Origin of the sequence: Chengkuizengella marina (assembly GCF_009910845.1) — a bacterium.
Classification (GTDB): Bacteria; Bacillota; Bacilli; order Paenibacillales; family KCTC-33759; genus Chengkuizengella; species Chengkuizengella marina.
In genome coordinates, this window is sequence record NZ_SIJB01000004.1 from 51,095 (window position 1) to 76,419 (window position 25,325).

The 25,325-nt window shown below is 33.5% G+C and carries 29 protein-coding genes; 22 read left to right on the plus strand and 7 right to left on the minus strand.

Annotated features, from left to right (window positions below):
* The first annotated feature begins 4 nt into the window (after positions 1-4).
* The 5 genes from ERL59_RS00995 (at position 5) to ERL59_RS01015 (ending at position 5,317) form a co-directional block, all read left to right on the plus strand.
* The gene (locus tag ERL59_RS00995) at positions 5-1,045 is read left to right on the plus strand and encodes a metal ABC transporter solute-binding protein, Zn/Mn family (RefSeq protein ID WP_235929753.1); all 1,041 of its coding nucleotides are present in this window, start codon (positions 5-7) and stop codon (positions 1,043-1,045) included.
* 36 nt (positions 1,046-1,081) lie between these two features.
* Complete coding sequence (locus ERL59_RS01000) at positions 1,082-1,789, plus strand: cytochrome c biogenesis CcdA family protein (protein WP_160643603.1); 708 nt, start codon at positions 1,082-1,084, stop codon at positions 1,787-1,789.
* A gap of 166 nt (positions 1,790-1,955) precedes the next feature.
* The gene (gene mntR, locus ERL59_RS01005; protein ID WP_160643605.1) at positions 1,956-2,384 is read left to right on the plus strand and encodes a transcriptional regulator MntR; all 429 of its coding nucleotides are present in this window, start codon (positions 1,956-1,958) and stop codon (positions 2,382-2,384) included.
* A 640-nt stretch (positions 2,385-3,024) separates the two neighbouring features.
* Positions 3,025-3,966, plus strand: a complete 942-nt coding sequence (locus ERL59_RS01010) for a patatin-like phospholipase family protein (RefSeq protein ID WP_160643607.1) — start codon at positions 3,025-3,027, stop codon at positions 3,964-3,966.
* Positions 3,967-4,279: 313 nt separating this feature from the next.
* Complete coding sequence (locus tag ERL59_RS01015) at positions 4,280-5,317, plus strand: serine hydrolase domain-containing protein (RefSeq protein WP_160643609.1); 1,038 nt, start codon at positions 4,280-4,282, stop codon at positions 5,315-5,317.
* 119 nt (positions 5,318-5,436) lie between these two features.
* Here the strand turns inward: ERL59_RS01015 and ERL59_RS01020 are convergent, their stop codons facing one another.
* Entirely contained in the window at positions 5,437-5,733 is a 297-nt protein-coding gene (locus ERL59_RS01020) for a TMEM8 family protein (RefSeq protein WP_160643611.1), read from the minus strand.
* A 25-nt stretch (positions 5,734-5,758) separates the two neighbouring features.
* Positions 5,759-6,745 carry a DUF1385 domain-containing protein gene (locus tag ERL59_RS01025; protein WP_160643613.1) on the minus strand — a complete coding sequence of 329 codons (987 nt, stop codon included), beginning with the start codon at positions 6,743-6,745 and terminating at the stop codon, positions 5,759-5,761.
* 223 nt (positions 6,746-6,968) lie between these two features.
* Here ERL59_RS01025 and ERL59_RS01030 point away from each other — a divergent pair, with 223 nt between their 5' ends.
* The 5 genes from ERL59_RS01030 to ERL59_RS01050 all read left to right on the plus strand — a co-directional run bounded on the left by ERL59_RS01030 (position 6,969) and on the right by ERL59_RS01050 (position 11,196).
* The gene (locus tag ERL59_RS01030) at positions 6,969-7,454 is read left to right on the plus strand and encodes a YqhR family membrane protein (RefSeq protein WP_160643615.1); all 486 of its coding nucleotides are present in this window, start codon (positions 6,969-6,971) and stop codon (positions 7,452-7,454) included.
* A 301-nt stretch (positions 7,455-7,755) separates the two neighbouring features.
* Entirely contained in the window at positions 7,756-8,199 is a 444-nt protein-coding gene (gene aroQ, locus ERL59_RS01035) for a type II 3-dehydroquinate dehydratase (RefSeq protein WP_160643617.1), read from the plus strand.
* Between the two features lie 7 nt (positions 8,200-8,206).
* A complete protein-coding gene (locus tag ERL59_RS01040; RefSeq protein WP_160643619.1) occupies positions 8,207-9,283 on the plus strand; it encodes a M24 family metallopeptidase in 1,077 nt (358 codons plus the stop codon).
* A gap of 51 nt (positions 9,284-9,334) precedes the next feature.
* Positions 9,335-9,892 carry an elongation factor P gene (efp, locus tag ERL59_RS01045; RefSeq protein WP_160643621.1) on the plus strand — a complete coding sequence of 186 codons (558 nt, stop codon included), beginning with the start codon at positions 9,335-9,337 and terminating at the stop codon, positions 9,890-9,892.
* A 50-nt stretch (positions 9,893-9,942) separates the two neighbouring features.
* Positions 9,943-11,196, plus strand: a complete 1,254-nt coding sequence (locus ERL59_RS01050; RefSeq protein ID WP_160643623.1) for an aspartate kinase — start codon at positions 9,943-9,945, stop codon at positions 11,194-11,196.
* A 79-nt stretch (positions 11,197-11,275) separates the two neighbouring features.
* Here the strand turns inward: ERL59_RS01050 and ERL59_RS01055 are convergent, their stop codons facing one another.
* The 3 genes from ERL59_RS01055 to comA all read right to left on the minus strand — a co-directional run bounded on the left by ERL59_RS01055 (position 11,276) and on the right by comA (position 13,463).
* Positions 11,276-11,740 carry a DUF441 domain-containing protein gene (locus tag ERL59_RS01055; protein ID WP_160643625.1) on the minus strand — a complete coding sequence of 155 codons (465 nt, stop codon included), beginning with the start codon at positions 11,738-11,740 and terminating at the stop codon, positions 11,276-11,278.
* A gap of 168 nt (positions 11,741-11,908) precedes the next feature.
* Positions 11,909-12,619, minus strand: coding sequence for a 2-phosphosulfolactate phosphatase (gene comB, locus ERL59_RS01060; RefSeq protein WP_235929754.1), 711 nt, complete (start codon positions 12,617-12,619; stop codon positions 11,909-11,911).
* 43 nt (positions 12,620-12,662) lie between these two features.
* Positions 12,663-13,463, minus strand: a complete 801-nt coding sequence (gene comA / locus ERL59_RS01065; protein ID WP_160643627.1) for a phosphosulfolactate synthase — start codon at positions 13,461-13,463, stop codon at positions 12,663-12,665.
* A 233-nt stretch (positions 13,464-13,696) separates the two neighbouring features.
* Between comA and ERL59_RS01070 the strand changes: the two genes are divergently transcribed.
* From ERL59_RS01070 to ERL59_RS01120, 11 genes are all read left to right on the plus strand, one after another.
* Positions 13,697-13,960, plus strand: coding sequence for a YqhV family protein (locus tag ERL59_RS01070; RefSeq protein WP_407925664.1), 264 nt, complete (start codon positions 13,697-13,699; stop codon positions 13,958-13,960).
* A 77-nt stretch (positions 13,961-14,037) separates the two neighbouring features.
* Positions 14,038-15,024, plus strand: a complete 987-nt coding sequence (spoIIIAA, locus tag ERL59_RS01075) for a stage III sporulation protein AA (protein WP_160643629.1) — start codon at positions 14,038-14,040, stop codon at positions 15,022-15,024.
* 1 nt (position 15,025) lies between these two features.
* Positions 15,026-15,544, plus strand: coding sequence for a stage III sporulation protein SpoIIIAB (gene spoIIIAB / locus ERL59_RS01080; RefSeq protein ID WP_160643631.1), 519 nt, complete (start codon positions 15,026-15,028; stop codon positions 15,542-15,544).
* Positions 15,545-15,556: 12 nt separating this feature from the next.
* Entirely contained in the window at positions 15,557-15,760 is a 204-nt protein-coding gene (gene spoIIIAC, locus ERL59_RS01085; protein ID WP_160643633.1) for a stage III sporulation protein AC, read from the plus strand.
* Positions 15,761-15,769: 9 nt separating this feature from the next.
* A complete protein-coding gene (gene spoIIIAD / locus ERL59_RS01090; RefSeq protein ID WP_160643635.1) occupies positions 15,770-16,159 on the plus strand; it encodes a stage III sporulation protein AD in 390 nt (129 codons plus the stop codon).
* 16 nt (positions 16,160-16,175) lie between these two features.
* On the plus strand, positions 16,176-17,345 hold the full coding sequence (gene spoIIIAE, locus ERL59_RS01095; protein ID WP_160643637.1) for a stage III sporulation protein AE: 1,170 nt from the start codon (positions 16,176-16,178) through the stop codon (positions 17,343-17,345).
* Positions 17,346-17,363: 18 nt separating this feature from the next.
* A complete protein-coding gene (gene spoIIIAF, locus ERL59_RS01100) occupies positions 17,364-18,062 on the plus strand; it encodes a stage III sporulation protein AF (RefSeq protein WP_160643639.1) in 699 nt (232 codons plus the stop codon).
* A 16-nt stretch (positions 18,063-18,078) separates the two neighbouring features.
* Entirely contained in the window at positions 18,079-18,714 is a 636-nt protein-coding gene (gene spoIIIAG / locus ERL59_RS01105; protein ID WP_235929755.1) for a stage III sporulation protein AG, read from the plus strand.
* A 119-nt stretch (positions 18,715-18,833) separates the two neighbouring features.
* Positions 18,834-19,478, plus strand: a complete 645-nt coding sequence (locus ERL59_RS01110) for a SpoIIIAH-like family protein (protein ID WP_160643644.1) — start codon at positions 18,834-18,836, stop codon at positions 19,476-19,478.
* A gap of 202 nt (positions 19,479-19,680) precedes the next feature.
* Positions 19,681-21,579 carry a M14 family metallopeptidase gene (locus ERL59_RS01115; protein WP_160643646.1) on the plus strand — a complete coding sequence of 633 codons (1,899 nt, stop codon included), beginning with the start codon at positions 19,681-19,683 and terminating at the stop codon, positions 21,577-21,579.
* Between the two features lie 217 nt (positions 21,580-21,796).
* The gene (locus ERL59_RS01120; RefSeq protein ID WP_160643648.1) at positions 21,797-22,090 is read left to right on the plus strand and encodes a hypothetical protein; all 294 of its coding nucleotides are present in this window, start codon (positions 21,797-21,799) and stop codon (positions 22,088-22,090) included.
* A 5-nt stretch (positions 22,091-22,095) separates the two neighbouring features.
* Here ERL59_RS01120 and ERL59_RS01125 read toward each other — a convergent pair whose 3' ends face one another.
* Together ERL59_RS01125 and ERL59_RS21225 are read right to left on the minus strand one after the other, a co-directional pair.
* On the minus strand, positions 22,096-23,373 hold the full coding sequence (locus ERL59_RS01125; protein WP_160643650.1) for an NAD(P)-binding domain-containing protein: 1,278 nt from the start codon (positions 23,371-23,373) through the stop codon (positions 22,096-22,098).
* Positions 23,374-23,499: 126 nt separating this feature from the next.
* A complete protein-coding gene (locus tag ERL59_RS21225; RefSeq protein WP_268894479.1) occupies positions 23,500-23,634 on the minus strand; it encodes a hypothetical protein in 135 nt (44 codons plus the stop codon).
* Positions 23,635-23,894: 260 nt separating this feature from the next.
* On the opposite strand from ERL59_RS21225, the gene ERL59_RS01130 reads away from it, so the two are divergent.
* The gene (locus ERL59_RS01130) at positions 23,895-25,277 is read left to right on the plus strand and encodes an ABC transporter substrate-binding protein (protein ID WP_160643652.1); all 1,383 of its coding nucleotides are present in this window, start codon (positions 23,895-23,897) and stop codon (positions 25,275-25,277) included.
* The last annotated feature ends 48 nt before the right edge of the window (positions 25,278-25,325 follow it).

Here is a 25,325-nt window from a genome sequence, read left to right on the forward strand (position 1 = left end):
TTTTTTGTTTAAGAAATTCAATTTATTATTTACTATTTTAATTATTCTGTCTATTTTATTAATTGGCTGCACATCCAATACTTCTGAAACTGATTTAGATAATACTTCAGAATCTAATAAAATTAACATTGTGACTACTTTTTACCCACTATATGATTTTGCAAAAAAAATAGGTGGAGAATATGTAGAAGTTCAAAATATAGTCCCAACTGGTGTTGAACCGCATGATTGGACACCAAAAACAAGGGATATGATACAGATCACTGAAGCGGATCTATTTATTTATAATGGTCTTGGTTTTGAGAGTTGGATTGAAAGCTTTTTTTCGAGCTTAGAAGCTGATGTAAGCATTGAGTGGGTTGAAGCGAGTTTAGGGGCACAAATTCTTGATGCAACTATAGAAGAGGAAAGTCATGAAGAAGAAGGCCATGAAGAAGAAAGCCATGAAGAAGGCCATGAAGAAGAAGGTCATGAAGAAGAAGGTCATGAAGAAGAAGGTCATGAAGATGAACATGATCATGGTGCCTATGATCCACATATTTGGTTAAGTCCAGTTCAAGCAAAAGTACTGGCAGAAAATATTAAACAAGGTTTAATAAAAGTAGATCCAGCGCATAAAGATGAATATGAGGAACGTTTTATAGAGCTTTCTAATCAATTGGATGAACTTCATTTAGAGTACAAAGAGGTTTTGGAAAATGCACCTAGGAATGAATTTGTTGTTTCACATCAAGCATTTGGATATTTAGCAAATGAATATAACCTTACACAAAAATCCATTATGGGAATTACACCAGAAGCTGAACCAACAATTCAAGATTATAAAAACATCTCTGTTTTTGTTGAGGAAAATAATATTCAATATATTTTATTTGAAGAATTAGTGTCTCCAAAGATTGCTGAGACTTTGTCTAAGGATTTAAACGTTGAAACACTTGTTCTTAATCCATTAGAAGGATTAACTGAAGAGCAAGAGAAAAATGGTGACGATTATTTTACAATTATGAAAAGGAATTTGACAAGCTTGGAGAAAGCTCTACAATAAAAGTAGATTCAATACATTTATTTGAAGGAGATCGATATGGAGCTTAACATTTGGGTAGCTTTTTGGGCAGGATTAGCCTCCTTTATATCCCCATGCTGTCTTCCTTTATACCCATCGTATATTTCTTATATTACTGGTATATCTGTAAGTAATTTAAAAACAAAACAAAATAAAGAAATTAGAATGAAAACAATGACTCATACTTTATTTTTTATTTTAGGTTTTTCTGTTGTTTATTATACGTTGGGATTATCAGCAGGTATACTTGCCGAAGTTTTTAGTGGGTATGATGAACTTATTAGTCAGATTGCTGGTTTACTGATTATAGTTATGGGATTATTTTTGCTTGGGGTTTTTAAACCTCAGCTATTAATGAAAGAAGTTAAGTTTAAGTGGGCAACTAAGCCAGCGGGTTACTTAGGTACTTTTCTGATTGGGATTGGTTTTGCTGCGGGCTGGTCACCATGTGTAGGTCCCATCTTAGGTGCTATTGTTGCCTTAGCTGCTACTGAACCTGGAATATGGTTTGAATTGATTACCGCATACACACTAGGATTTGCGATCCCTTTTTTCATTATGGCATTTTTTATAGGTTCTACAAAGTGGATTTTAAAACATTCAAATACGATCATGAAAATTGGTGGAGCTATGATGATTGTCATAGGTATTTTACTTTTTACGGGGCAAATGACTAAAATTACGATTTGGTTAAATAGTATTACCCCAAGCTGGTTACAATTTTAACTAAATACCCAGTAGTGAACTGCACTGCATTAAGGAACCTTATTAAAAACACTCAATTTTTGTTCATGAACCAATCCAAGTAGACTAAATAGAGGTGAACTAACTTGCTTGTAGGTGACAAAGCGTGTATGATACTTAAAGAGGAAACAAGTGAGGGGGAATCAGTTTGGCCACACCCAGTATGGAGGATTATCTCGAACGAATTTACATATTAATAGATGAAAAGGGTTATGCAAGAGTATCAGATATTGCAGAGGGGCTAGAGGTTCATCCATCATCAGTTACAAAAATGATACAGAAATTAGATAAAGATCAATATCTTATATATGAGAAATATAGAGGATTAATTTTGACCTCCAAAGGCAAAAAAATTGGAAAGCGATTGGTAGCTCGCCATCATTTACTTGAAAAATTTTTAAGCACGATTGGAGTTCAAGAAGAAAATATATATGATGATGTTGAAGGAATCGAGCATCATTTAAGTTGGGATTCAATTACATGTATTGAAGCACTTCTAGAATATTTTGATCGTAACCCTCAACAAGTTGAAAAATTAAATAAAATACGTGAAGAACTGAATACCGAAGAAGATTAAATATGAAAAGCTACCTCAACACTTATAATCAAAGTGGAATGAGTTAGCTTTTTTAGTACATTGCCTTTTCGCTATATCCATTATTGAAAATAATAATAGGTTCTAATAGGAGAGAGTTTTTTCTGTTTTTTTACACATCTGTTCTGTTTTTTATCTTTACAGCAACAGGAAGAATTGTGATGAGATGAATATTCATATGTGTTTACTAGCTTTGAAATTACAAGTAGGAAAAGTACTAAAAAAACGCTTATGAATATGAAGGCGAATAAGATGATAAATATAACCTCAGACATAAAAAAATCGAATGTTATCAAAAAGAATGCAGTTATGAATACAAAGGGAATACCAAATAATAATAGTAATAATGTAATCGCTATTCCTGCATATGAACTAGTCATTAAATCACCTTCTTTCTATTATAAACTGTGATATATCATATGTTTTTTTTATAGTGGTTGTACTAGACTAGTACCTATTAGAAGAAAAATAGGCGTAGTAGAAAGAATGTGTTCAATTAAGATTTATAACATCAAATATCTACAACAGGTTAGAGTGTTGATTTTAAAGATCACGTTCTTAACAAACCCTTCATCGCATACAACATAGATATGAATATTCCTTTGCTTAAGGAGTTGTCTGAATGAAGGTGAATGCAGTTTTTGAGGGTGGTGGTGTGAAAGCCATCGGTTTAGCCGGAGCCGTGAAATCAGTTGAAGATCATAATATAACTTTTAATCAAGTTGCAGGAACTTCATCAGGAGCCATTGTGGCATCATTAATAGCAGCAGGTTACACATCTGAAGAATTAAAGGAGTTAGTGATGTCTACTCCTTTTGCCTCTGTTGTGAAAAAAACTTGGGTGCACCACATTTTATATATTGGCCCTGCAGTTCGTGTATTTTTAAAAAAAGGACTATATTCTGGAGATCAGCTAGAGGAATGGATTGATCAGAAATTAAAATTAAAAGGAGTTCGAACATTTGGAGATCTAAAACCAAATCAGCTGCGTATCATTGCTTCTGATATTACAAGAGGAAGGATATTAGTGTTACCAGATGATATTAAACAGTATGGTTTAGATCCGAGTCGTTTAAGTATTTCAAAAGCCATTAGGATGAGTACTGCGATTCCTTTTTATTTTGATCCAATTAAATTAAAAAAACTTCGTGAAAAGCAAACATTTTATATTGTAGATGGTGGAATATTAAGTAATTATCCATTGTGGTTATTTGATAAAGAAGCTAGAGAAAGGGGGATTCAAATTAAAATTCCAACTTTAGGATTTAGGTTGGTAGGAAAGCACAGTAATGTCCCTAGAAAAATAGTAGGCCCAATCAGTATGTTTCAAGCCTTATTTTCAACTATGATGGATGCTCATGACGAAAAATTTATAGAAGATCATAAACGATTTAATACCATTAAAATACCTACATTAGGTGTAAGAACAACTGATTTTAAAATATCACAAGAAGCGTGTAATCGCTTGTTTGATTCTGGTTATCAAGCAGCTGAGAGATACTTAGACAGATGGTCATATTCAGAATATCTTAAACACTATGAACAATATTTTGAGTATCTATAACCTATAATGATGTGATATTTGAGATTTCAACAATTTAAAAATGATAATGTGATAGGACTTTAAAAAGGTCTTTTTTTTATTTGTGAAGATGTGATCCTATAGCCTCAGCCTCAACATATTTCCTTTCTTATGTTTTGTAATGATTAAAGACAATTGTTAAGATTTATGGTGAGTTTGTTTATTATTTATTTTTTCCTATTGATATAAAAAAATGTATGATTTAGTGTTGATACTGTAAACATGTTAATATTCTTTGCGAGTGATGATAGAAGAGATATTCAATTTACAAACACAACAGAAGGGTAGAGTAATTATGACAATAAATAATATAGACTTGAATTCATTTGTATCAGAATCTGTAATGGATATAAAATTTTCTGGAGTAATTTTAGTTAAAGATGAAAAAGAGGTTATCTTTGAAAATGCATATAGTTATTCTAACCGGTCTGAAGAAATTTTAAATACAGTAAATACTCGATTTGGAATAGCATCAGGATGTAAATTATTTACCGCTATAGCTATTAGTCAACTAGTTGATAAAGGGATATTGAATTATCATACGCTACTAAAAGATTGTTTGGATATCAAATTCCCTTACTTTGATGAGTCCATAAGCATTCACCACCTTTTAACTCATAGTTCAGGAATCCCTGATTATTTTGATGAGGATGTTATGGACAATTATGAAGATCTATGGAAATATAGACCGATGTATCAAGTAAAGGATTTAAAAGGATTTCTTCCTATGTTCCAAAATAAAAAAATGATGTTTATTCCTGGTGAAAGATTTCATTATAATAATGCTGGTTTTATAATATTAGGATTAATTATTGAACAGCATACGGGTATAGGCTTTACAGAATACATTGAAAAACATATTTTTCAGGTGTGTAATATGAATGATTCAGGTTACTTTTCATTAGATCATCTACCTAAAAATACAGCACTTGGTTATATAGAGAATGAGCAAGAGGGTACTTGGAGAACGAATATTTATTCCGTTCCTATAAAAGGTGGTGCTGATGGTGGTGCATTTATAACTTCTCCTGATATGATGAAATTATGGGAGGGGTTGTTTAGTTATCATTTGCTGAGTGAAAAGTGTACAAAACTTTTGTTAACTCCACACATTCGTGAAAAAGATGATGAGTTTTACGGATACGGTATATGGATAAGAAAAAGAAAGAATAAGATTTTTAAATTTCATGTAATGGGCTATGATCCAGGTGTGTCATTTCATTCAGCATTTTATCCAGATAGTGGTATAAAAATTGTTATCCCTTCAAATAAAGACTATGGTCCATACAAAATTACTAAGGTGATAGAAGATAAATTGTTATTTTATAAATGAATTGGATGAGTTGATATGATACATTGGATGTTTTTTAAAAATAAAGAAAACACTTAGGAATGATTCTAAGTGTTTTCTTGTTATATGAACTATTTTTATTCATTTTATTGAGGATAAACTCAATGATAAGGATACGTTTCTTCTTCGTCTTCTTTATCATTTTTGTTTTTATTACCATCAATCACTTTAAACTTGTGTTTTCTTCTTCTTCGTTTCTGTTTTTTTTGAAGTTTAACTACATTTTCGTATTTTCGATTTCGATATTTTTTTGGAGGGAATTTATATAGGTAAAATACGAGTCCAAAAACTAAAAGGGGAATAATAAAATTCCCAGGGTTTGTAAATGCTGAACTTACAATACCAATAGCAATGAGACCCAAAATTACATAAAATATAAATCTTTGACGTGAATTCATAAAAACGCCTCCGCTTCTATACAAATTACACAATCATTCTATTTTCAGTATTATTGTTTTTCTGGTCAATTTCTAACATATGTTTAAATGACGCAATGGAGACTTCTACTTGATCATCTGTTGGTTGCTTTGTTGTTAATTTTTGCAGCATAAGTCCTGGATAACCTAGGTAACGTAATACAGGAATCTCACGTAATGAATTTGTAAAACGTAAAACTTCATAGGAAACTCCAATTACAACTGGTAATAAAACAAGACGTTGAATGACACGTCCCCATAGTTCATTATATGGCCAATAAGAGTCATAAGGTACGAATAAGGCAAATATGGAATAAATGATAACACCTAAAATTACAGTAAATACCATAAAACTACTTCCACAACGATAGTGCAAAGTACTATATTTTTGAACATTTTTTACTGTTAATTCCTCATTGTTTTCATATGCACTAATCACCTTATGTTCTGCTCCATGATATTGAAATAATCTTTTTATGATTGGTGTGAAGGAAATAACATATATATAACCCAGCAGGAGCATCATTTTAATAATTCCCTCAATGAAAGTATGCAAAACTTCATTATCTGGAGCAAATCTTCCAAATAAACCAGCCTCAATAAAAACAGGTAGCAATGTAAAAACAAACTTTCCAAAAAGAAAGGATAATACACCAACGACAGCAACACCAAGAATCATGGTTAGAGAGTTAGAAAGTCCTTTTTTCTTTTCTTTCTCAATATCTTCTCCTTCTTCTTCGGCAAACACTTCAGCTGAAAAATTAAGATGAAGGGCTCCTTTAGCACTTGCTTCTACGATGCCTACCATTCCGCGTAATAAAGGAATCTTTTTTAAAGCTTGAACCCACTTCTTATCCCGTTTAGGTACAGAGAAGAAGTCAATCTCATTATTACTTTGTCTGCGAACAGCTGTTACATTTACGGTTTTTCCAGCAAACATTACACCTTCTATGACCGCCTGTCCTCCATATATACCACGATTTTCTTGTGACAAATAAGTCACCCTTCCTTTTTAAAAATAATAAAAGAAATTGTTCAAAAAAACCTTAGCAAAAAAGCTGATTTTCTTGACACCCTATAATAGATAAATAGGTAATAACCCTATTGTAGCGAATTATGAAATTTATTTCTACCATTCTTCTGTTAAAAATCTAAATAATGATAATTAATGATGGGAATAATTGTACAGAAGACGGATTAATGAAAGGAATTGTTGCATGAGTTCAGAGAAAAGAAACAACAAACGAACAAACCGTTTTTTATTTTCTTTAAATTTAGGTTTTTTTGCTGGATTGATATGGGGAGCAGTACATCAAGTTTTCTATTATTTTTCCTTCACAAAGATTACTTCTTCTTTTTTAGCTGAACCTTTTTTCAAACATAAATTTATAGATACATGGCCTGGGTTTTTTATAGGGTGGTTGTTTTTTATTTTGTTTTCCATTTTCTGTTCATTTTTGTATACTCTTTTATTCAGTAAAGTAAAAGGAGCATGGTTAGGCCTAGTGTATGGGCTTTTTTGGTGGGCAAATATATATTTGTGGGTTGGTCCGTTAACAGAAATGATGGAGTGGATAAATAAATTGGACTTGAATTCAATCATAACAGGGATTTGTCTCTTTTTATTGTGGGGCATTTTTATTGGATATACCGTTGCAATAGAATTTACAAATGAAAAGAAGAGAGAACCATTTCATAAATGAAAGAAAATGAATGGGATAGGTTTGGGTTAATGTTCTAAAAAAAGTTCTCATAACCTAGAAATGTATGTTAAAATGAGCGGGTAAACCTTTGAGTGTTGTCAAATATCCGAGATTCTTTATGACTCAAGAATATATAAATTTTTCGTTTAAAGAAAATCAGGATAGTTGGCTGAGTCTTTGACTCAGACAGAATCTAATGTTGCTTATTTACCTCTCCAAGAGGCTCCGATAGGAGCTTTTGTTATAGAAAATGCCAGTAGGTAGATACTCGAATTCATTTGTAAAGAAGGTGAATGTGAGTTTGAAAAAAATATTAATATTAAATGGGCCAAATATAAATATGCTTGGTATTCGAGAGCCTGGTGTATACGGATCACAATCGTTAGCAAATATTGAGGAAAATTTGAATACTATAGCGGAAACCTTACTCTTGGAGTTGACTTTTTTTCAATCTAATCATGAAGGTGAAATCATAGATCAAATACATAAGGCTTTTGGTAACATGAACGGGATACTGATTAATCCAGCAGCTTTTACACATTATAGCTATGCAATTAGGGATGCAATCAGCGCTGTAAATATTCCTACTGTTGAAGTGCATTTATCCAACATACATCAAAGAGAATCTTTCAGACATCAGTCAGTAACGGCTCCTGTAGTTATTGGTCAAATTTCAGGATTTGGAGCATATAGCTATGAATTAGGTTTAAGGGCTTTGCATAATAAATTAATTGAGAAAAGGTGAGTTAAAGATGGATAAATTAAGAATCCAGAGGTTAAGAGAAAAATTAAGTGAGTTAGAACTAGATGGTATATTGATAACAAACGAGTATAATCGTAGATATATGACAGGCTTTACTGGATCCGCTGGTTTTGTATTAGTTACAGCAAAACAAGCGATTTTATTTTCGGACTTTAGATATAAAACACAGGCACCAATACAAGCAAAACATTTCCAATTTGTAGAGTTAGAGCGTTCAATTCCATTAAACACAATTAAATCAAAATTAAATGAATTTGGTATTCAAAAATTAGGATTTGAACAAAATGATGTGAACTTTGGGTTCTACACTAAATTATCTCAATCATTTGGGGATACTACATTAGTTCCTACTGACTCCATAGTGGAGATATTAAGAGCTGAAAAGGACGATTCTGAATTAAAAATTATGCAGGAAGCAGCAAACATTGCAGATCATGCATTCTCTCATATAATTAACTTTATTAAACCTGGATTATCTGAGAAAGAAATTGCACTTGAGCTTGAAATTTTTATGAGAAAACAAGGGGCCGATTCGTCATCTTTTGATATCATTGTAGCTTCAGGGGAAAGGTCAGCACTTCCCCATGGGATAGCTAGCGATCGAATTGTGCAAAATAATGAATTTGTTAAATTAGATTTTGGTGCCATATTTAATGGATATTGTTCCGACATTACAAGAACGTTATTTGTAGGAACACCTACAGATAAACATAAGGAGATTTATAATATTGTATTGGAAGCACAGATGAACGCATTAAACAATCTGAAGGCTGGTGTGACAGGTAAACAAGGAGATGCTTTTGCTCGTGATGTTATTGCTAAGTATGGGTATGCAGATCATTTTGGTCATGGTTTAGGGCATGCTATAGGATTGGAAGTTCATGAATTCCCTAGATTAAGTCCTATGGCTAATGATATGATTAAAGCGAATATGGTACTCACAGTTGAGCCAGGAATTTATTTACCTGATTTTGGTGGAGTGCGAATTGAAGATGATGTTGTAATCACAGAGACAGGTATTCATAACTTAACACATGCTTCTAAAGAATTTATTACTATAACATAAGAATCTATGGTTAATGATTAAAGAAAGTAATTTTCAGGAGGGAAATAGATTATGGTATCAGTAAATGATTTTAAAACAGGATTAACAATTGAAGTAGATGGAGATATTTTCTCCGTATTAGAATTCCAGCATGTCAAACCAGGTAAAGGAGCAGCATTTGTTCGTTCCAAACTAAGAAATTTACGTAACGGAAACATTACTGAGAAGACATTCCGTGGTGGCGAAAATGTGAATCGTGCTCATGTTGAAACTAAAGAAATGCAATATTTATACGCAAGTAGCGATGAGTATACATTTATGGATTTAGAAACTTATGATCAATTTTCTTTGAATGCAGATCAATTAGAGTGGGAATTAAATTTTCTTCTGGAAAATGCAAATGTTAAAATCGTAAGTTATCAAGGGGAAATTTTAGGAATTAATTTACCTAATACAGTAGATCTTAAAGTTGTTGAAACTGAACCAGGTATTAAAGGAAATACAGCAACAGGAGCTACAAAAAACGCAAAGCTCGAAACAGGATTAAATGTGCAGGTCCCACTGTTTATTAATGAAGATGATACTTTAGTTATTAATACAACAGATGGTAAATACGTCTCTCGTGCCTAATCATAACTTTTGAAGTTATTTAAGATAACCATGGGAAAGGAGTGCCAGATTTGTCTTTAGTTGTAATGAAGTTTGGTGGGAGTTCTGTTGGAAGTGCAGAACGTATTAAAAAGGTTGCAGAACGCATTATCGAGAAAAAACGAGATGGTCATCAGTGTGTTGTAGTTGTATCTGCAATGGGTGATACGACTGATGAACTAGTAGATTTATGCAAACAATTGACTGATCATCCACCTGCTCGGGAAATGGATATGTTATTATCTACAGGTGAGCAGGTTTCTATGTCATTGTTGTCTATGTCCATTCAACATTTAGGCTATACAGCAATTTCATTAACGGGATGGCAAAGTGGGATGACTACAGATTGTAATCATGGAAATGCCAAAATAGTGAATATTAAACCAAACAGAATTTTTAAAGCGATAGAGGAAGAAAAGATTGTTATCGTTGCTGGATTTCAAGGTTTATCTGAAGATGGTGAAATTTCAACACTTGGAAGAGGTGGTTCAGATACAACCGCTGTCGCATTAGCTGCTGCAATAAACGCAGACCTTTGTGAGATTTATACAGACGTAGATGGAGTTTATTCTACTGATCCTCGTATTGTAAGAGTTGCTCAAAAACTTGACGAAATTTCTTATGAAGAAATGTTAGAATTGGCGCAACTCGGTGCAGCAGTTCTACATCCAAGAGCTGTTGAATATGCTAAAAATTATAATGTACCGTTAGTTGTACGCTCAAGTTTTAGTCATAGAGAAGGAACTTTGGTGATGGAGGGTAACGCAGTGGAAAAAAGTATGGTCGTTCGTGGTATTGCATATGACAAGAATGTTGCTAGAATCAGTGTTTTGGAAGTTGAAGATATTCCTGGAATATTAGCGACTGTGTTTGGCGCATTAGCAGATGCAGGTATCGACGTAGATATAATCGTACAGAGTGGAGTTCGAAATGGTGCTGCTGATTTTTCATTCAGTATTGCCAATACAGACGTAGAAAAAGCAATGATAGTAATGGAAGAATTAAGATCTACAGTTACTTTTAGAGAAGTAACCTATGAAACTGACCTTGTAAAAGTATCCATTGTTGGAGCTGGGATGGTAAGTAATCCTGGGGTGGCTGCTAAAATGTTTAGGGTCATTTCTGAACAAGGAGTTAGCATTAAATTAGTTAGTACTTCTGAAATTAAAACCTCTTGTGTCATTGATCGTGATAAGTTAACGGAAGTAATCTTGGCTCTTCATACTGCATACGGCTTAGATGCAAATCAACAAGCATTTGTAGGTGGCCCTAAAGAACGAAGGTAGATTTAACACCCCAAAAAGTGAAATGAAGTTATATAGTGTAATCCTATTAGGCACCCTGGCATTCTATCATTTAAAAAATTTAGTTGAAGATGTCAAATAAATAGTTTGTCATTTTAATCAATAAAGCGGTAATTCCAGCCGCCATTAATGGACCTACCGGGATGCCTCTTAAAAAGATAATACCAAATATGGACCCTATGACTAGACCTATGATCATCTGTGGGTCTAGTTTTAATAGCTCCAAACCTCTACCATTCATATGAGTTGCGATAGCCCCACCTATTATAGCTATGATTCCAGGCCAAGAGGTAAAGATGGCAATGATGTCTTTGTATGTAATTTTGTTGCTTGCAAATGGAACTAAAACAGCCATCGTTAAGAATAGCAAACCAAATTCCAACCCTCTTCGTTCTATGGCTGGAAGATATCTTTCTAAACTAATTAATTTAATAATTAATAACAAACAAGCAGCAATCGTGATAATATGGGACCTACCAATTAGTCCGATTAAAATAAGAATCACTAATAGAACATCACCGTTCATAGCCACATAAACTCCTATTCACTTTGACCAGTTATTTAACTTACTTAGTGTCGAAATTTTAACATGAATGTGCTGTGGTCTATTCAACCACTCACTATATCCTGGTTGGAGAATGTACTCCCATAAGCACTATTAGTGTATGAACAGCTTGTTTCTTTTAGAACAAAATTACATGGCAACCATAATGTTGTCACGTAAAATGGGAACAACTGAATATTCATTTTGCATTGTGCAAAAAATGACATCTTCTTCGAATCCCATCTTACATAACTTCTTCCCATTACTGCACTGTAAAATAGTACGCTGTAATTCATTTTTAGATTGCAAAAAGCTTAAATACATTGTCATACTGAAATCGCTAAGATGAATTTCTTCTTGAAGTTGTTTGAGTTCATGGATCATCATACCGGCGCACAATCCATCCTCTAATGAAAATTGATCTTGCGTCCCTGCACATAACAAGACGATGTCTCTTTTTAAGTTAAATGCTTTTCTTGCACAATTAGATGCATTTAATATCGTTCCCGCAATAACATGAGCTGCTTTATGTGATTTTTGTATCGCACGAGTACCGTTTGATGTGGTCATAATAATTCGTTTTCCTTGTATTTCATGATTTAAAAACTCTAAGGGAGAATTACCTAAATCAAATCCAGATATTTTTTTACAATACCGCTCACCACTAAGTAAATCGTTTTTACTCTCAAAGTTTTTAGCCTCATTTACAGTTTCTACAGGAATGATTCCATCACTTCCGCATTCTAGTGCCGTAACAATAGAACTAGTAGCTCTTAGAACATCAATAACAATTACCGTTTTATTTATAAAATTATCTGACCTTGCTTCGTTTACATTTGGAACAACCTCAATTTGCATCATTTCTCACCTCCAAAATGGTCTGCAAGTAGAGTTCGATCGATCTTTATTTATTTGCTAGATGGAAAGTATCTGATCGTAAACCTCTACGGATAGACTCAAGAGCAAAAACTTCTCCAGGTGAAATATTTCCTAAGTTGACCTTTGGTCCTAAGTTGTTAATGAAAAGGATCTGTTGAGATTTTAAAGGAGCTTCCCACATGATTTTTTCTGGTTGAGAGACACTGTTTATGATTTGAAAAATATCATCCTTATCGCATTCTCCATGCTCATCAAAAATCCCCACTTCGACACCTGATTCTCTCCCCTCTATTGTAACTAAACTTGCTCCTTTTTCTATATCTTGATGGACTGTGTGAATGAGTTCATTAAAGTTTATTTTCGCTCCTTTTATCTTTTTTCCATATTCCGTAAATACATTTAATCCTTCTTCTAGACCGAACTTTATTAAATCATCTCTAAATTGTCGACTTAATTCTATCGTTCCATCAGAAACTTCAATTCCATTAAATCCTAGAGACTTTATCATTTTAAAATATGAGTTAACACAGTTTTGACTAATGGCAACTTCCAAAAATGTACCCCCAGGTGTGATAGTAATATTATGTTTTTTTGCTAGTCCAATTTTATTTTCTAAAACTTGTTTTGGGTACAAAGGAGAGGTTCCGAACCCAAGTTTTATAATATCTATATATTCAGAAGTGGTATTTAGTAAATCCTCAAAAGCTAATAAACCCATTCCTTTATCAATGACCATGGTGATTCCAGTATTTCTAGGTTTATATGTTCTTTTACCTATGGGATCTTTTAATTTTTGCACCCAATCAATATCTGTGATGATACGCATTTCAATTCTCCTCACCGTATAAAAATGTATGTGACATGTGAGCAATATATGCAAAAATCTATAGTGATGTGCCCATTTTGATGTTCAGTTTTTTGAAATGTTACTTTAGTGATCTAAAAATTAGATAAAAGCATATAAATATAGTACAAGCCATTCTAGCAATAGGAATTTTTATAATATTTTCTATAAAAAGGCATGAAAACAAAAAGAAGAGACTGGGGGAAGCAAGGACATTGAATAAGTTTGTATTCAGTATGGTTGTCTTACGATTATTATCTGGAAGTATTGAGATTTTTGCAGCCTTCATTATGTTCCGATTAAATCAAGTTGAAAAGGCTTTGATGGTTAATACAGGTCTTGCTTTGGTGGGACCTATTATTTTGATTACAACAACCTCGATTGGACTTCTTGGCATTGCTGATAAATTATCTGTAAGCAAGTTATGTTGGATCTTCATTGGGGTAAGTTGTATTTTCATTGGTATTGTTAAAAAGTAAAGATAACTTGTCATATTTAGCGTGTCCTAGCATACATATGTTGTAAAGTTATGGACAACTTGGAGGGCGAAATAACCATGTTACAATCCATTATTCATATGCTGCCTGAAACTATACGGAATATTATAGAACGAATACCAAGCTCAATAATTCAAAATATAGAAGAAATTCGCATTAGAGAGAATAGACCATTAGAGATAGGATATTCAGGTAAGTATAGTTTTATTTCTAGCCAAGGACGAATGTTGAATTCATCTATGGAGGCTTATTTGCCCACACATCAGGATATTTTGAGACTTTTAAATATCGTAACGAATCATTCTATGTATACAATCGAAGAAGAGTTAAAAAGAGGGTACATCACTGTAAAAGGAGGTCATCGGATAGGATTATCTGGACGCACGATTTTGGAACACGGTTTTGTGAAACAAATTCGTGATGTGAGCAGCTTTAATATTCGTATTGCTAGAGAAGTGATTGGAGTAGGCAAGCAAGTATTACCTTTTATTATGGATGTCCAAAGGAAAACTGTCCATCATACATTAATCATATCGGCCCCTCAATTAGGAAAAACAACTCTTTTAAGGGATCTATCTAGAATGATCAGTTATGGAAGCTGGAATAATCAAGTAACGTGGGATGGTTTAAAAGTAGGAATTGTAGATGAACGATCTGAAATTGCAGCTTGTTATAAAGGAGTTCCTCATTTTGATGTAGGTCCTAGAACGGATGTTTTAGACAGCTGTCCAAAAGCAGAAGGTATGATGATGTTAATTAGATCAATGTCACCAGACGTACTCATTGTTGATGAGATTGGTAGAGAGGAAGATGTGAAGGCCATTCATGAGGCAGTTCACGCAGGTATACGAGTCATTACAACATCACATGCATTAAACTTGGAAGATATAAAAAACAGACCTGTTTTGAAGCATCTTTATGCACAAGGCATCTTTTCAAGATACATAGTGTTAAGCAGAAGATATGGGATAGGAACAGTAGAGGCAATTTTAGATTCTCAAGGGAAACAGCTTAACCAAAAAACAATAGAAGATGTGAGAGGTTAGTATGTTAAATCTCATTGGCGCAATATTTATTATCTTTTCAGGAACAATGATTGGTTTTTATCAAGCCAATCAATATATAAATCGCCCTAGACAAATTCGTCAGATGATTCATGCACTTCAACGTTTGGAAACTGAAATCCATTATGGGTATACTCCACTGCCAGATGCACTAGTCAAAATTTCAAATGTCATTCCAAATCCAATAGGATTTATATTTCACGAAATTAATAAACAATTAACAGATCATATAGGCGCAACGGTGATGATCGCTTGGCAAGAAAATTTTCAAAATTACTGGAAAAAAACATCTTTTAAAAATGCAGAGAAAGAAATGATTTTACAAGTGGGTTCAACACTTGGCATTTCAGATCGGGAGGATCAAATTAAACATTTACGTCTAGCTATTAGTCAGCTTCAAAGTGAAGAAGAAATGGCGAAAGAAGAGCAAAATCGATATGCAAAAATGTGGCGCAGTTTAGGGATGTTAATTGGAGTATTAGTCGTCATTATCATGCTTTAGGATGTGAAATAGATGAATGTAGATATTAATATGATCTTTCAAATAGCAGGTATTGGAATCATTATTTCAATGATTCATACGGTTCTAAAACAGATGGGTAAAGAAGATATTGCGCATTGGACGACATTGATTGGCTTTATAATCGTTTTGTTCATGGTCATTAGATTACTAGATGATTTATTTCAAGAAATTAAAACGATTTTTCTTTTTCAGTAGGTGAAGGCTTTGGAAATCATTCAAATTGTAGGACTTGGGATTATTGCGACCATTCTCACACTTGTCATCAAAGAGCAAAAACCTCTGTTTGCTTTTCTATTAACTGTATTTACAGGTGTTATTATTTTTCTTTTTTTAATAGGAAAGATCTCTTCTATCATTCAATTACTGGAAAAGTTAGCTGATCAATCAAATATAGATATGGTATTTTTAAAAACCATTTTAAAGATCATTGGGATAGCTTACATAGCAGAATTTGGATCACAAATTGTGAGAGATGCTGGACATGAATCTATAGCTTCAAAAATCGAGCTTGCAGGAAAAATTCTCATTTTATATATGGCTATCCCTATTATTACTGTCATTATTGAAACAGTTATAAAGCTATTACCTACTTGATTTGGGAGATGAAAAAATGGTCCGACTTATCGGATTTAGTCTTTTAGTTACTATTTTCAGTTTAATTGGAGGAGATTTCATATATGCTGATTCTCCAACAGACATCATTATAAAAGAAACAACAGAAAATTTAAATACAGATGAAGTAGAACAATATTGGAAAAATCTTCTTAAAGAATATGGAGGTTATTTTCCAGGAAATAATCCGAGTTTAATGGAAATGATTTTACCAGGAGGGGAAGGTTTTAGTCTCTCACAAGTATTTACGGGGTTTTTTAAGTATTTTTTACATGAAATTTTATACAATGGAAAGCTGTTAGTTACGATTGTCATCTTAGCAGTGTTTAGCATGATATTAGAAACATTGCAAAGCGCTTTTGAAAGAAATTCCGTAAGTAAAGTTGCTTATGCAATTTCATATATTGTACTTATTATTATCGTCATCAATAGTTTTAGTGTCGCAATCAGTTATGCAAAAACGGCGATAGAAAATATGATTCACTTTATGATCGCCATGATTCCACTGTTATTAACGTTATTAGTTTCGATGGGTAGCTTTGCTACAGCATCCATTATGCATCCATTGATCATTTTTATGATTCATACAACGGGAACTTTGATTTATACCGTCGTATTTCCTCTATTGTTTTTTTCTGCAGTTCTACATATAGTGAGCTCAATATCAGATAAATACAATGTGAGTCAATTAGCAGAGTTATTACGAAATATCAGTATAGGAATTTTTGGAGCATTAGTCACAGTATTTTTAGGTGTAATTTCAGTGCAAGGAGCTAGCAGTGCAGTGAGTGATGGGGTCACGATTCGTACAGCCAAATATGTCACAAGTAATTTTGTCCCTGTCATTGGAAGAATGTTTTCGGATGCGTCTGACACAGTCATTGGAGCTTCATTACTAGTGAAAAATGCAATTGGTTTAGTTGGGGTTGTTATTCTCATTTTTTTATGTGTGTTTCCAGCCATTAAGATTTTAACATTGGCTTTAATATACAACTTATCGGCAGCGATCATGCAGCCGCTAGGGGATAGTCCTATTGTTAAATGCCTTTTCACCATTGGTAAAAGTATGATTTATGTATTTGCAGCGCTTGCTGCTGTAGGTTTGATGTTCTTTTTAGCTATTACGATCATAATTACTGCTGGAAACGTTTCAGTCATGATGAGATAACGAAGGAAGGGAAGTAGATTGCTGCAATGGTTAAGTAATTGGTTAAGAGAAATTATTCTCGTTATACTTCTTGCAACTTTCGTAGATTTGATTTTACCGAGCAATAAAATGCAGAGATATGTAAAAGTAGTCATAAGTCTATTCATTCTAATGACGATTCTGTCTCCTATCGTTTCATTATTGAAGGTGGAATGGAATTTTGATCAATTGAATAATCAGTTTCAAATAGACGAAGTAAGCACGAATGAATATGGATCGATGTCAGAAATTTTACAAGATGGAGAACAATTAAAAAATCAGAATGAACAGGAAACAGCAAGGTTAATTCAAACTAAAATGGAGGATATGATCTACAAGCAATTAGAAGATCAAATGTCCGTAGCTGTTGAAAGTGTATCTGTAGTGGTTTCGTTTGAAGAGAATAATGAGTTGAAGCTAGATGAGATATTTATCATTTTAAAATCACAAAACAAACAACCTGAACAAACAATGGACGCAGCAGAAGTACAACCGATAGAACAAGTAGAACCTGTAGTTATTGATATACATATTGAAGCAAGTGACGCAGTTGAAGCCGACGCAAAAAAAGAACAAAAAGAAATAACTGAAGAAATGAAACAAACGGAAACTGAAATTACTACTTTCTTAATCGGCAAGTGGGACATTTCTTCAGATCAAATAAATGTAAAATATAAACCTACAATGGATGAGATTTAAAGGGGGTGGGTTAACTTTGGGAAAACTGCTAGGAATCATCGAAAAATGGGTAGGAGGTGAAAAAGGGGGGGAGAAAAGAATACAAACCTTTAGATGGCTGCTCATCATTGGTTTAATTGGTGTAATGTTAATGATCATGAATTCTTTTATTAACGTAAATAGTATAGATGATTCTCAAAGTGATCGTGCCTCTCCTGAGATTGCTAGTCTACCAGCTATAGGGGAAGAAAAATCAAAATTACCTTTTGATGAGTACGAAGAGCAATATGAGATGAGATTAAAAGAAATTCTAGAAAAAATTGTAGGTGTTGGAAATGTTGATGTGATGGTCACAATTGAATCAACAGAAGAAAATATCGTGTTTGAAAATAAAAAAGACTCACAACAAGTTACGAATGAAAAAGATACAAATGGTGCTACAAGGCATATTACGGATATATCTAGAAGTGGTGAAATTGTTCTCTTTGAGGTTGAAGGTAATAAAACACCAATCTATGTAAAGAAAATAAAACCACAAATTCGAGGTGTGATTATAGTAGCCAATGGTGCTGAGGATTTAACGGTGAAGCAATTGATATTAGATTCCGTTCGAAAAGGGTTAGAAGTACCGAGTCACCGTATCCAAATTAATCCTAGAAAACAGTCAGGGTAAAAAACACCCCAAAAAGTGAAGTATTAAAACACCCCAGAAAAGTGAAGGTCTAAATACAGGGGTTTTATATAGAGGAGATATGAATTAAATTTTAATTTAAAAAATTAGGAGGTCTAACAATGAGATCAAGAAGACAAACAATATGGCTTGTTTCTATGTTAAGTATTATGGTGGTGTTATCAGGTTATTATTTATTTTCAGAAGATGTAAATGAAATGGATACGTTAAATGAGTCTGTAATTAATGATATCAATGAGGGTGAATCTGAAATTGGGATGGATTCTACGAATATTACTGAAGATGTTGATGGTAATTCATTAGAATGGTTAGAGGAAGTAGTGTCAGAAGAATCGATGAATGAGGAAACCGTTGCAAAAACAGATGAAGAGGTTTTACAGCAAATTCAGACGGAAGGATTAGGAGGAGATTATTACACTGCTGCTAAAATGCAAAGATTAGAAGACATGGAAAAAGAAATGGAAACTTTATTAGCAGTAGTAGCTACTTCAGATAATATGGAAACTTATACAAAAGCTTATGATGATATCCAAGCTATGGAGGACAAAGGGACAAAGGTTGATTATATTGAAGAGCAGTTAATGCAGACCTATCCAGAAGCAATGGTGACTGAGAAGGATGATCAATGGAAAGTAGAGATACAAACAAGTAAACTTGAAAAAAGCGAAGCAGTCTCTATTATAGATCTAGTAGTAAGTGAATTAGAGGTAAAGCCTGGTCAGGTATCAGTGAAAGTAAGACCATAAAGAATAGGAAAAAGATAAGAATCCTCACTTACCCATTTTATTTGGTGTAATGGGGGTTTTTATTTATTTTAGTGTGTAAAAAATTAGACGGATTTCCTAAAAAATTAGCTTCAATTCCATATATTCACATATAAAAAATTTATGATGAATATGATGTTATGATGAATATGATAGTTTTGAATTCACTAGAAGGAGGATTAATATGAATGCATTTAAAGGTTATCGTTTATGTTTTTCAGTGATTTTAATGTTTTGCTTAGTTGCAACACCGCTCATTACACCAGTATCTTTAATCGTTGATGCAAATTCAGAGGTGCAAAACAAGGAAGCAGAAGGCCCGCTTATGTTCAGAATTGATAATGTATCTACAAAGGAACAACGAACTGAAATTGCTAGGACTGGTGTTGTCATTGAAGAAATTGGTGAAAATTATGTCATTGTTATCGCACATCCCACAGAAGTGAAAGATTTAAAGAAATTAAATTTCTCTCTAACTGAACAAATGACGAATGATCAATTTCAAGCTTTGGATTTCCCTAATTCAGATAGTGGCTATCACAATTATCAGGAGATGGTAGATGTGATTGATCAAGCCGCACTGGATCATCCAAATATTCTTGAGAAATTTAGTATTGGTCAATCATACGAAGGCAGGGAGTTATGGGCTGTTAAAATTAGTGATAATCCATCTGTGGATGAAGATGAAGCAGAAGTTTTATACACTGGTCTTCATCATGCTCGTGAACACTTAACCGTAGAAATGACATTGTATTTAATGAATCTATTTACGGATGAGTATGGTACGAATTCAGAAGTTACAAACTTAGTAGATAATAGAGAGATTTTTCTTGTATTTAACTTAAATCCAGACGGTGGAGAATATGATATAAGAAATGGGAGCTATGATTTCTGGCGTAAAAATCGTCAACTTAATAGTGGTTCTAGTTATGTAGGCACAGATTTAAATCGAAATTATGGATACAGATGGGGATGTTGTGGGGGATCAAGCGGTAACACAAGTAGTGATACATACCGTGGAACTAGTCCATTTTCTGCCCCAGAAACAAATGCATTAAGAAACTTTGTTGATAGTAGAATCATTGATGGTAAAATGCAAATTACAACAGCAGTAAGTTTCCATACGTATGGAGAATTAATATTATATCCATATGGTTACACTTATACGGATGTACCGAGTGATATGACACAGGATGATCATGATGTTATGGTAACGTTAGCCAATCAGATGGCGAATATGAATGGTTATACTCCTCAACAATCTAGTGAATTATATATAACAGATGGTGATATGACAGATTGGACATATGGAGAACATAAAATCATGTCATTTACGTATGAAATGTATCCTACATCTTCTAATCCAGGATTTTATCCGCCAGATGAAATTATTCAAAGAGAAACTGAACGAAACCGTGATGCTATACTATACTTAACTGATAAAGCAGATTGTCCTTATGATGTTATTGGCAAAGCTTCACAATATTGTGGAGGAGATGGTGGAGGAGAGACAGAAATCGTATTTGAAGATGATTTTGAAACGGATAAAGGTTGGACTTCAGATCCAAATGGAACTGATACAGCCACAACAGGTATGTGGGAAAGAGCAAATCCTGAAACAACTAGTTATAGCGGAACGAAACAGCAAGGAACAACAACAAGTGGAAGCTATGATCTTGTAACAGGAGGAAGTGCAGGCAGTTCTGTAGGTGCGAATGATATCGATAGTGGTGATACTACTATTGTTTCACCTGACATCACATTACCTACAGATGGAAATTTATCCGTATCGTTCTCTTATTATTTTAGCCATTATTCCAATGCCACCAGTGCAGATTATTTCAGATTAAGTGTAGTTCAAGAGAATGGATCTGTGGATACAATATTTGAAGACCTAGGAGCAGGGATTGATCAAGATGCAAACTGGTCTTTCCAATCTGTTGATTTGACTTCCTACGCAGGTCAAACCATTCAACTCCAATTTGAAGCAGCAGATGCAAGTAGTGGAAGTCTTGTTGAAGCTGGAGTAGACGATGTGAAAGTAGAAAAAGAAGTAGTTACTTCAAATGTAACTATAGATTAGTATTACAATAATAAAAAGCTGTTTCCTTTTTTAAAGGTAAGCAGCTTTTTTATGTGTTGGTAAGTATGATATGCACCTAAAATAATTCTTCATCTTTTTCAATTCTATATGTATCTAATACTTTGTCCTCATATTTTATAAAAATAAAAATATATTTTTATAAAGACTAGCTTAGTGTCCTAATCAACAACTTACACTTAGCTATGGGGGGATTTTTATGAAATTTCGTTTTATTTATGTTCTTACTTTTGCTTTATATCTACTTTATGTTTTGTTTAGTTCATTTCAATTGATTGTCAATAATGTAAGTTTTATAAGTTGGATCGTTTCAAGTACAGGTGGGGGATTGCTATTATATGTATTTTCAAAAATATATCATAAAAAATCTTATCAAGAAGATATGAGACAAAGTACAAATGGGGATGTTCTTTTTATTTGTCTTTGCCTCTTTCTTATTATCATCATCATACTGAAAATATTAACTAGGTTAAGTGGGGCGGTATATTGGTGAATTTATCAACAAGATCCCACAGAAGATTCTTTTTTTACATTAGAGATACTACACACACCTGTTCCTGGTAACTCTAATTGAACTTGTTTAGCACTTTCAAAATCTCCTGTTAAATAAGCAACAACAGATCGAGCTTGCTCATATCCAGTAGCTAATAAGAAAGTAGGTGCTCTACCATAACTTTTAGATCCTATAATATAAAAGTCCTCTTCAGGTTGTCGCAACTCTTTTTCCCCATGTGGTCTAACTGTTCCACAGCTATGAATATTAGGGTCAATCAATTCAGCTAAATCAGGTACAGACTCTAGGGAAGAATCGCTTGCATATCTTATTTCTCTTAGCATATTAAAATTTGGTCTTGAACCTGTATTTGAAATAATTTCATCAATCTCATTTATCGTATAATTTTGATCATTTTTTACACCTAAAACACTTAATTTATGATTTGTTCCATTTTGAACGGAGTGAATAAACATGGGTGTATGAACTATGATTTTTTCATTTTGTATAAGCTTTTGAATTTTCGTTCCTAGCTCACCTCGTGCTGGTAATTCATCATTTTCCTTTCCATCACTAACTGTTTTTTTTCTAAGAGCCCAAACTAGTTTTGTATTTTCATTTTTCTCTTGAAGTTTAGCAAGCTCTAAAAGAGCATTAATTGCTGAATGACCCCCGCCTATAACTAGTGTTGTCTTCCCTTCATATCGATTTCGATCCTTATCCAACACATCAGGGATGCCATAATAAATTTGGTTTTTTACTTTCTTTTCACCTTCTGCATGAATGCCTCCAGAACCGATAGGATTTGGATTCTGCCATGTTCCAGTAGCATCAATGACTGCTTTTGCTTCATACATTTTGTATTCATTACTTTCTTGAACATGAATCATAAATGGAATCTTCTCTCGTCCACTTGATTTTACTTTATCTAATCCTTTTCTACCAATAGATATCACCTTACTATTCAAATGAATATGTGGTTTAAACTCAGGTAGGTTAGATAATGGTTTTAAATATTTTGAAACAATCTCACCGCCTAAAGGTAACTCATCATCTAATGGAAGGGGGATTTCGTGTTTTAATAATAAATCCTTTGCTGCTTTATCTATGTTATATTTCCAAGGTGAAAATAAACGTACGTGATGATAATCTAAAAAATTTGTACCTACTTCATTTCCTAATTCAAATAAAATGAACGATTCATTTTGTTGTACTAAATGTGCTGCGGCTGCCAAACCAACAGGCCCTCCACCAATAATTGCAACTGGTAAATTGTTATTCATAGTCATGACCTCCATTCATATTTTAAAAGAGATAAATATATAATCAAAAAAAATTGATTTAATAAACAAAAAATTGATTTCTATTTTTTCAGATACTATATATAATTAGAAATAGTTACATCTGAGTTACAATCGCATCCGTCCAGCAGACTTTGCTTCTTCATCTGCAGCACAGCAAGCGTCAACATTTGTGGAGGGAGGTCCACCGCAACACTCTTTTGAAGCATGTTCACGTACATCTTTTTCCAAATGATTACTCACATTCATTCCTCCTATTCACTAATTATTTACAATTTAAAAAAAGGAAAATTTTATTAATCAAAAAAAATTGATATAAATTATGTTACCTTCCAATCCTATATTTGTCAATAATAAATCAAAAAAAATTGATTTAATATAATGATAAGAGAATTTTATCCCCTTTTCTTTTTATTTAGACCTCCCTTCAATCTCCTGTTTATACCTATAATGAATACAAGAATCAAATTGTTATTAAAGAATATCTTAAGGAGGGTCAAGAAGTGAAAAAAATATTATTAATACTTATGATGGTTACGTTTGTAAGTTCTATTGTATTAGCTGGTTGTAGTAGTAGTAGTGAATCAGGTACAGGGGAGACTTCAACAGATGGAGTTAAGGATAAAGCAATTGATGAGTCTGCCAAAGTAGAAGAAGATAATCAAGAAACAATTACACTTACTTTACGTCATACCCAAATAGGTGAAGGGAAACAGAGTCGTTTGGTGCTTTTGGAAGATGCAGTAGCGGATGCAGAGAGCAAATTGGAACATGTCACATATGAACTAGAAGCTGTTGATCATGAAGTTAATCGTTTTGATAAGTTACCAGCTGAAATGGCTGCAGGGAATCAACCAGATATTTTTGATTTATTTGGAGGAGCGGATACCATTAGATACGCTAAAGCAGATCGATTACTTTCTTTGAACAGTATTTTAGAAGAACTCGGTTTAATAGATCAATTTATTGAACTGAATGAATTTACGGTTGACGGTGAGGTTTATGGTCTCCCAATTGGAGGTTTTACGGAAGGGTATTTTTATAGTAAACCCATTTTTGAAGAACTTGGAGTGAAGCCTCCATCCACGTGGGATGAATTAGAAGACATTGCTTTAAAATCAAAAGAATCCGGTTATGTACCATTTGCAATGGCTGCACAAGGTGCATGGGTACCTATGATGACAATGAACACGCTTGTGGGTCACTCTGCAGGACCTGATTCCATTCAGGGTTTACTTAACGGAACACACAAATGGACAGATCCAGAAATGGTCTCAGCTTTTGAACTTCTGCAAGATTTCGTAAAAAAAGATTACTTTAAACGAGGTTCGCTAGGTTTAGATTATGGTGAGCAGCGTAATCAGTTAATTGCTGGTGAAGCAGTTATGATGTTCGATGGCAGCTGGACTAGTTCTGTCTTTACAGATCCGGAACAAGCAGGTGATATGATTGGAGATATTGGTTACTTCGGAATGCCAGGTGTACCAAATGGTGTTGGTGACCAAACAGCAGTAAACGCTGGTTTTTCAAATGGATACGGTTTTTCATCAACCATTGCAGACGATGACAAAAAATTAGAAGCAGTAAAACAATTTATTAAAAGTATGTACAACGAAGAAATGCAAAAAAGAGGTCTTATTGAAGATAATGTACTTCCATCAATGAAAGTTGCGGATTTATCAGGAGTAGACCCATTAATGTCAGAAATTATTGAAGTGATGAATTCCGCTGGGGGAGCTTTTCCAGCAATTGATGGGGTTATACAAGCAGAAGTGAATACAATATTGGGGGAAGGTATACAACGAATTCTTGGTGATGATGTTGATCCACTGGAAATGTTAGAAAAAGTGCAGCAAGTACAAGAAAAAGCCAATCAAGAAAGCTAAATTTAATCACCACCTTCAACAATTTGATAGAAGGTGGTTTTTATAAAA

Bases quoted from the DNA above. Each gene is read 5' to 3' on its own strand.
- ERL59_RS01000 (WP_160643603.1), top strand. From the start codon at position 1,082: ATGGAGCTTAACATTTGGGTAGCTTTTTGGGCAGGATTAGCCTCCTTT.
- ERL59_RS01020 (WP_160643611.1), bottom strand. From the start codon at position 5,733: ATGAATTCACGTCAAAGATTTATATTTTATGTAATTTTGGGTCTCATT.
- ERL59_RS01015 (WP_160643609.1), top strand. From the start codon at position 4,280: ATGACAATAAATAATATAGACTTGAATTCATTTGTATCAGAATCTGTA.
- comB (WP_235929754.1), bottom strand. From the start codon at position 12,619: ATGATGCAAATTGAGGTTGTTCCAAATGTAAACGAAGCAAGGTCAGAT.
- spoIIIAA (WP_160643629.1), top strand. From the start codon at position 14,038: ATGTTACAATCCATTATTCATATGCTGCCTGAAACTATACGGAATATT.
- ERL59_RS01120 (WP_160643648.1), top strand. From the start codon at position 21,797: ATGAAATTTCGTTTTATTTATGTTCTTACTTTTGCTTTATATCTACTT.
- ERL59_RS01125 (WP_160643650.1), bottom strand. From the start codon at position 23,373: ATGAATAACAATTTACCAGTTGCAATTATTGGTGGAGGGCCTGTTGGT.
- spoIIIAE (WP_160643637.1), top strand. From the start codon at position 16,176: ATGGTCCGACTTATCGGATTTAGTCTTTTAGTTACTATTTTCAGTTTA.
- comA (WP_160643627.1), bottom strand. From the start codon at position 13,463: ATGCGTATCATCACAGATATTGATTGGGTGCAAAAATTAAAAGATCCC.
- ERL59_RS01110 (WP_160643644.1), top strand. From the start codon at position 18,834: ATGAGATCAAGAAGACAAACAATATGGCTTGTTTCTATGTTAAGTATT.
- ERL59_RS01040 (WP_160643619.1), top strand. From the start codon at position 8,207: ATGGATAAATTAAGAATCCAGAGGTTAAGAGAAAAATTAAGTGAGTTA.
- ERL59_RS01115 (WP_160643646.1), top strand. From the start codon at position 19,681: ATGAATGCATTTAAAGGTTATCGTTTATGTTTTTCAGTGATTTTAATG.
- spoIIIAC (WP_160643633.1), top strand. From the start codon at position 15,557: ATGAATGTAGATATTAATATGATCTTTCAAATAGCAGGTATTGGAATC.
- ERL59_RS01055 (WP_160643625.1), bottom strand. From the start codon at position 11,740: ATGAACGGTGATGTTCTATTAGTGATTCTTATTTTAATCGGACTAATT.
- ERL59_RS01010 (WP_160643607.1), top strand. From the start codon at position 3,025: ATGAAGGTGAATGCAGTTTTTGAGGGTGGTGGTGTGAAAGCCATCGGT.
- spoIIIAB (WP_160643631.1), top strand. From the start codon at position 15,026: ATGTTAAATCTCATTGGCGCAATATTTATTATCTTTTCAGGAACAATG.
- ERL59_RS01030 (WP_160643615.1), top strand. From the start codon at position 6,969: ATGAGTTCAGAGAAAAGAAACAACAAACGAACAAACCGTTTTTTATTT.
- efp (WP_160643621.1), top strand. From the start codon at position 9,335: ATGGTATCAGTAAATGATTTTAAAACAGGATTAACAATTGAAGTAGAT.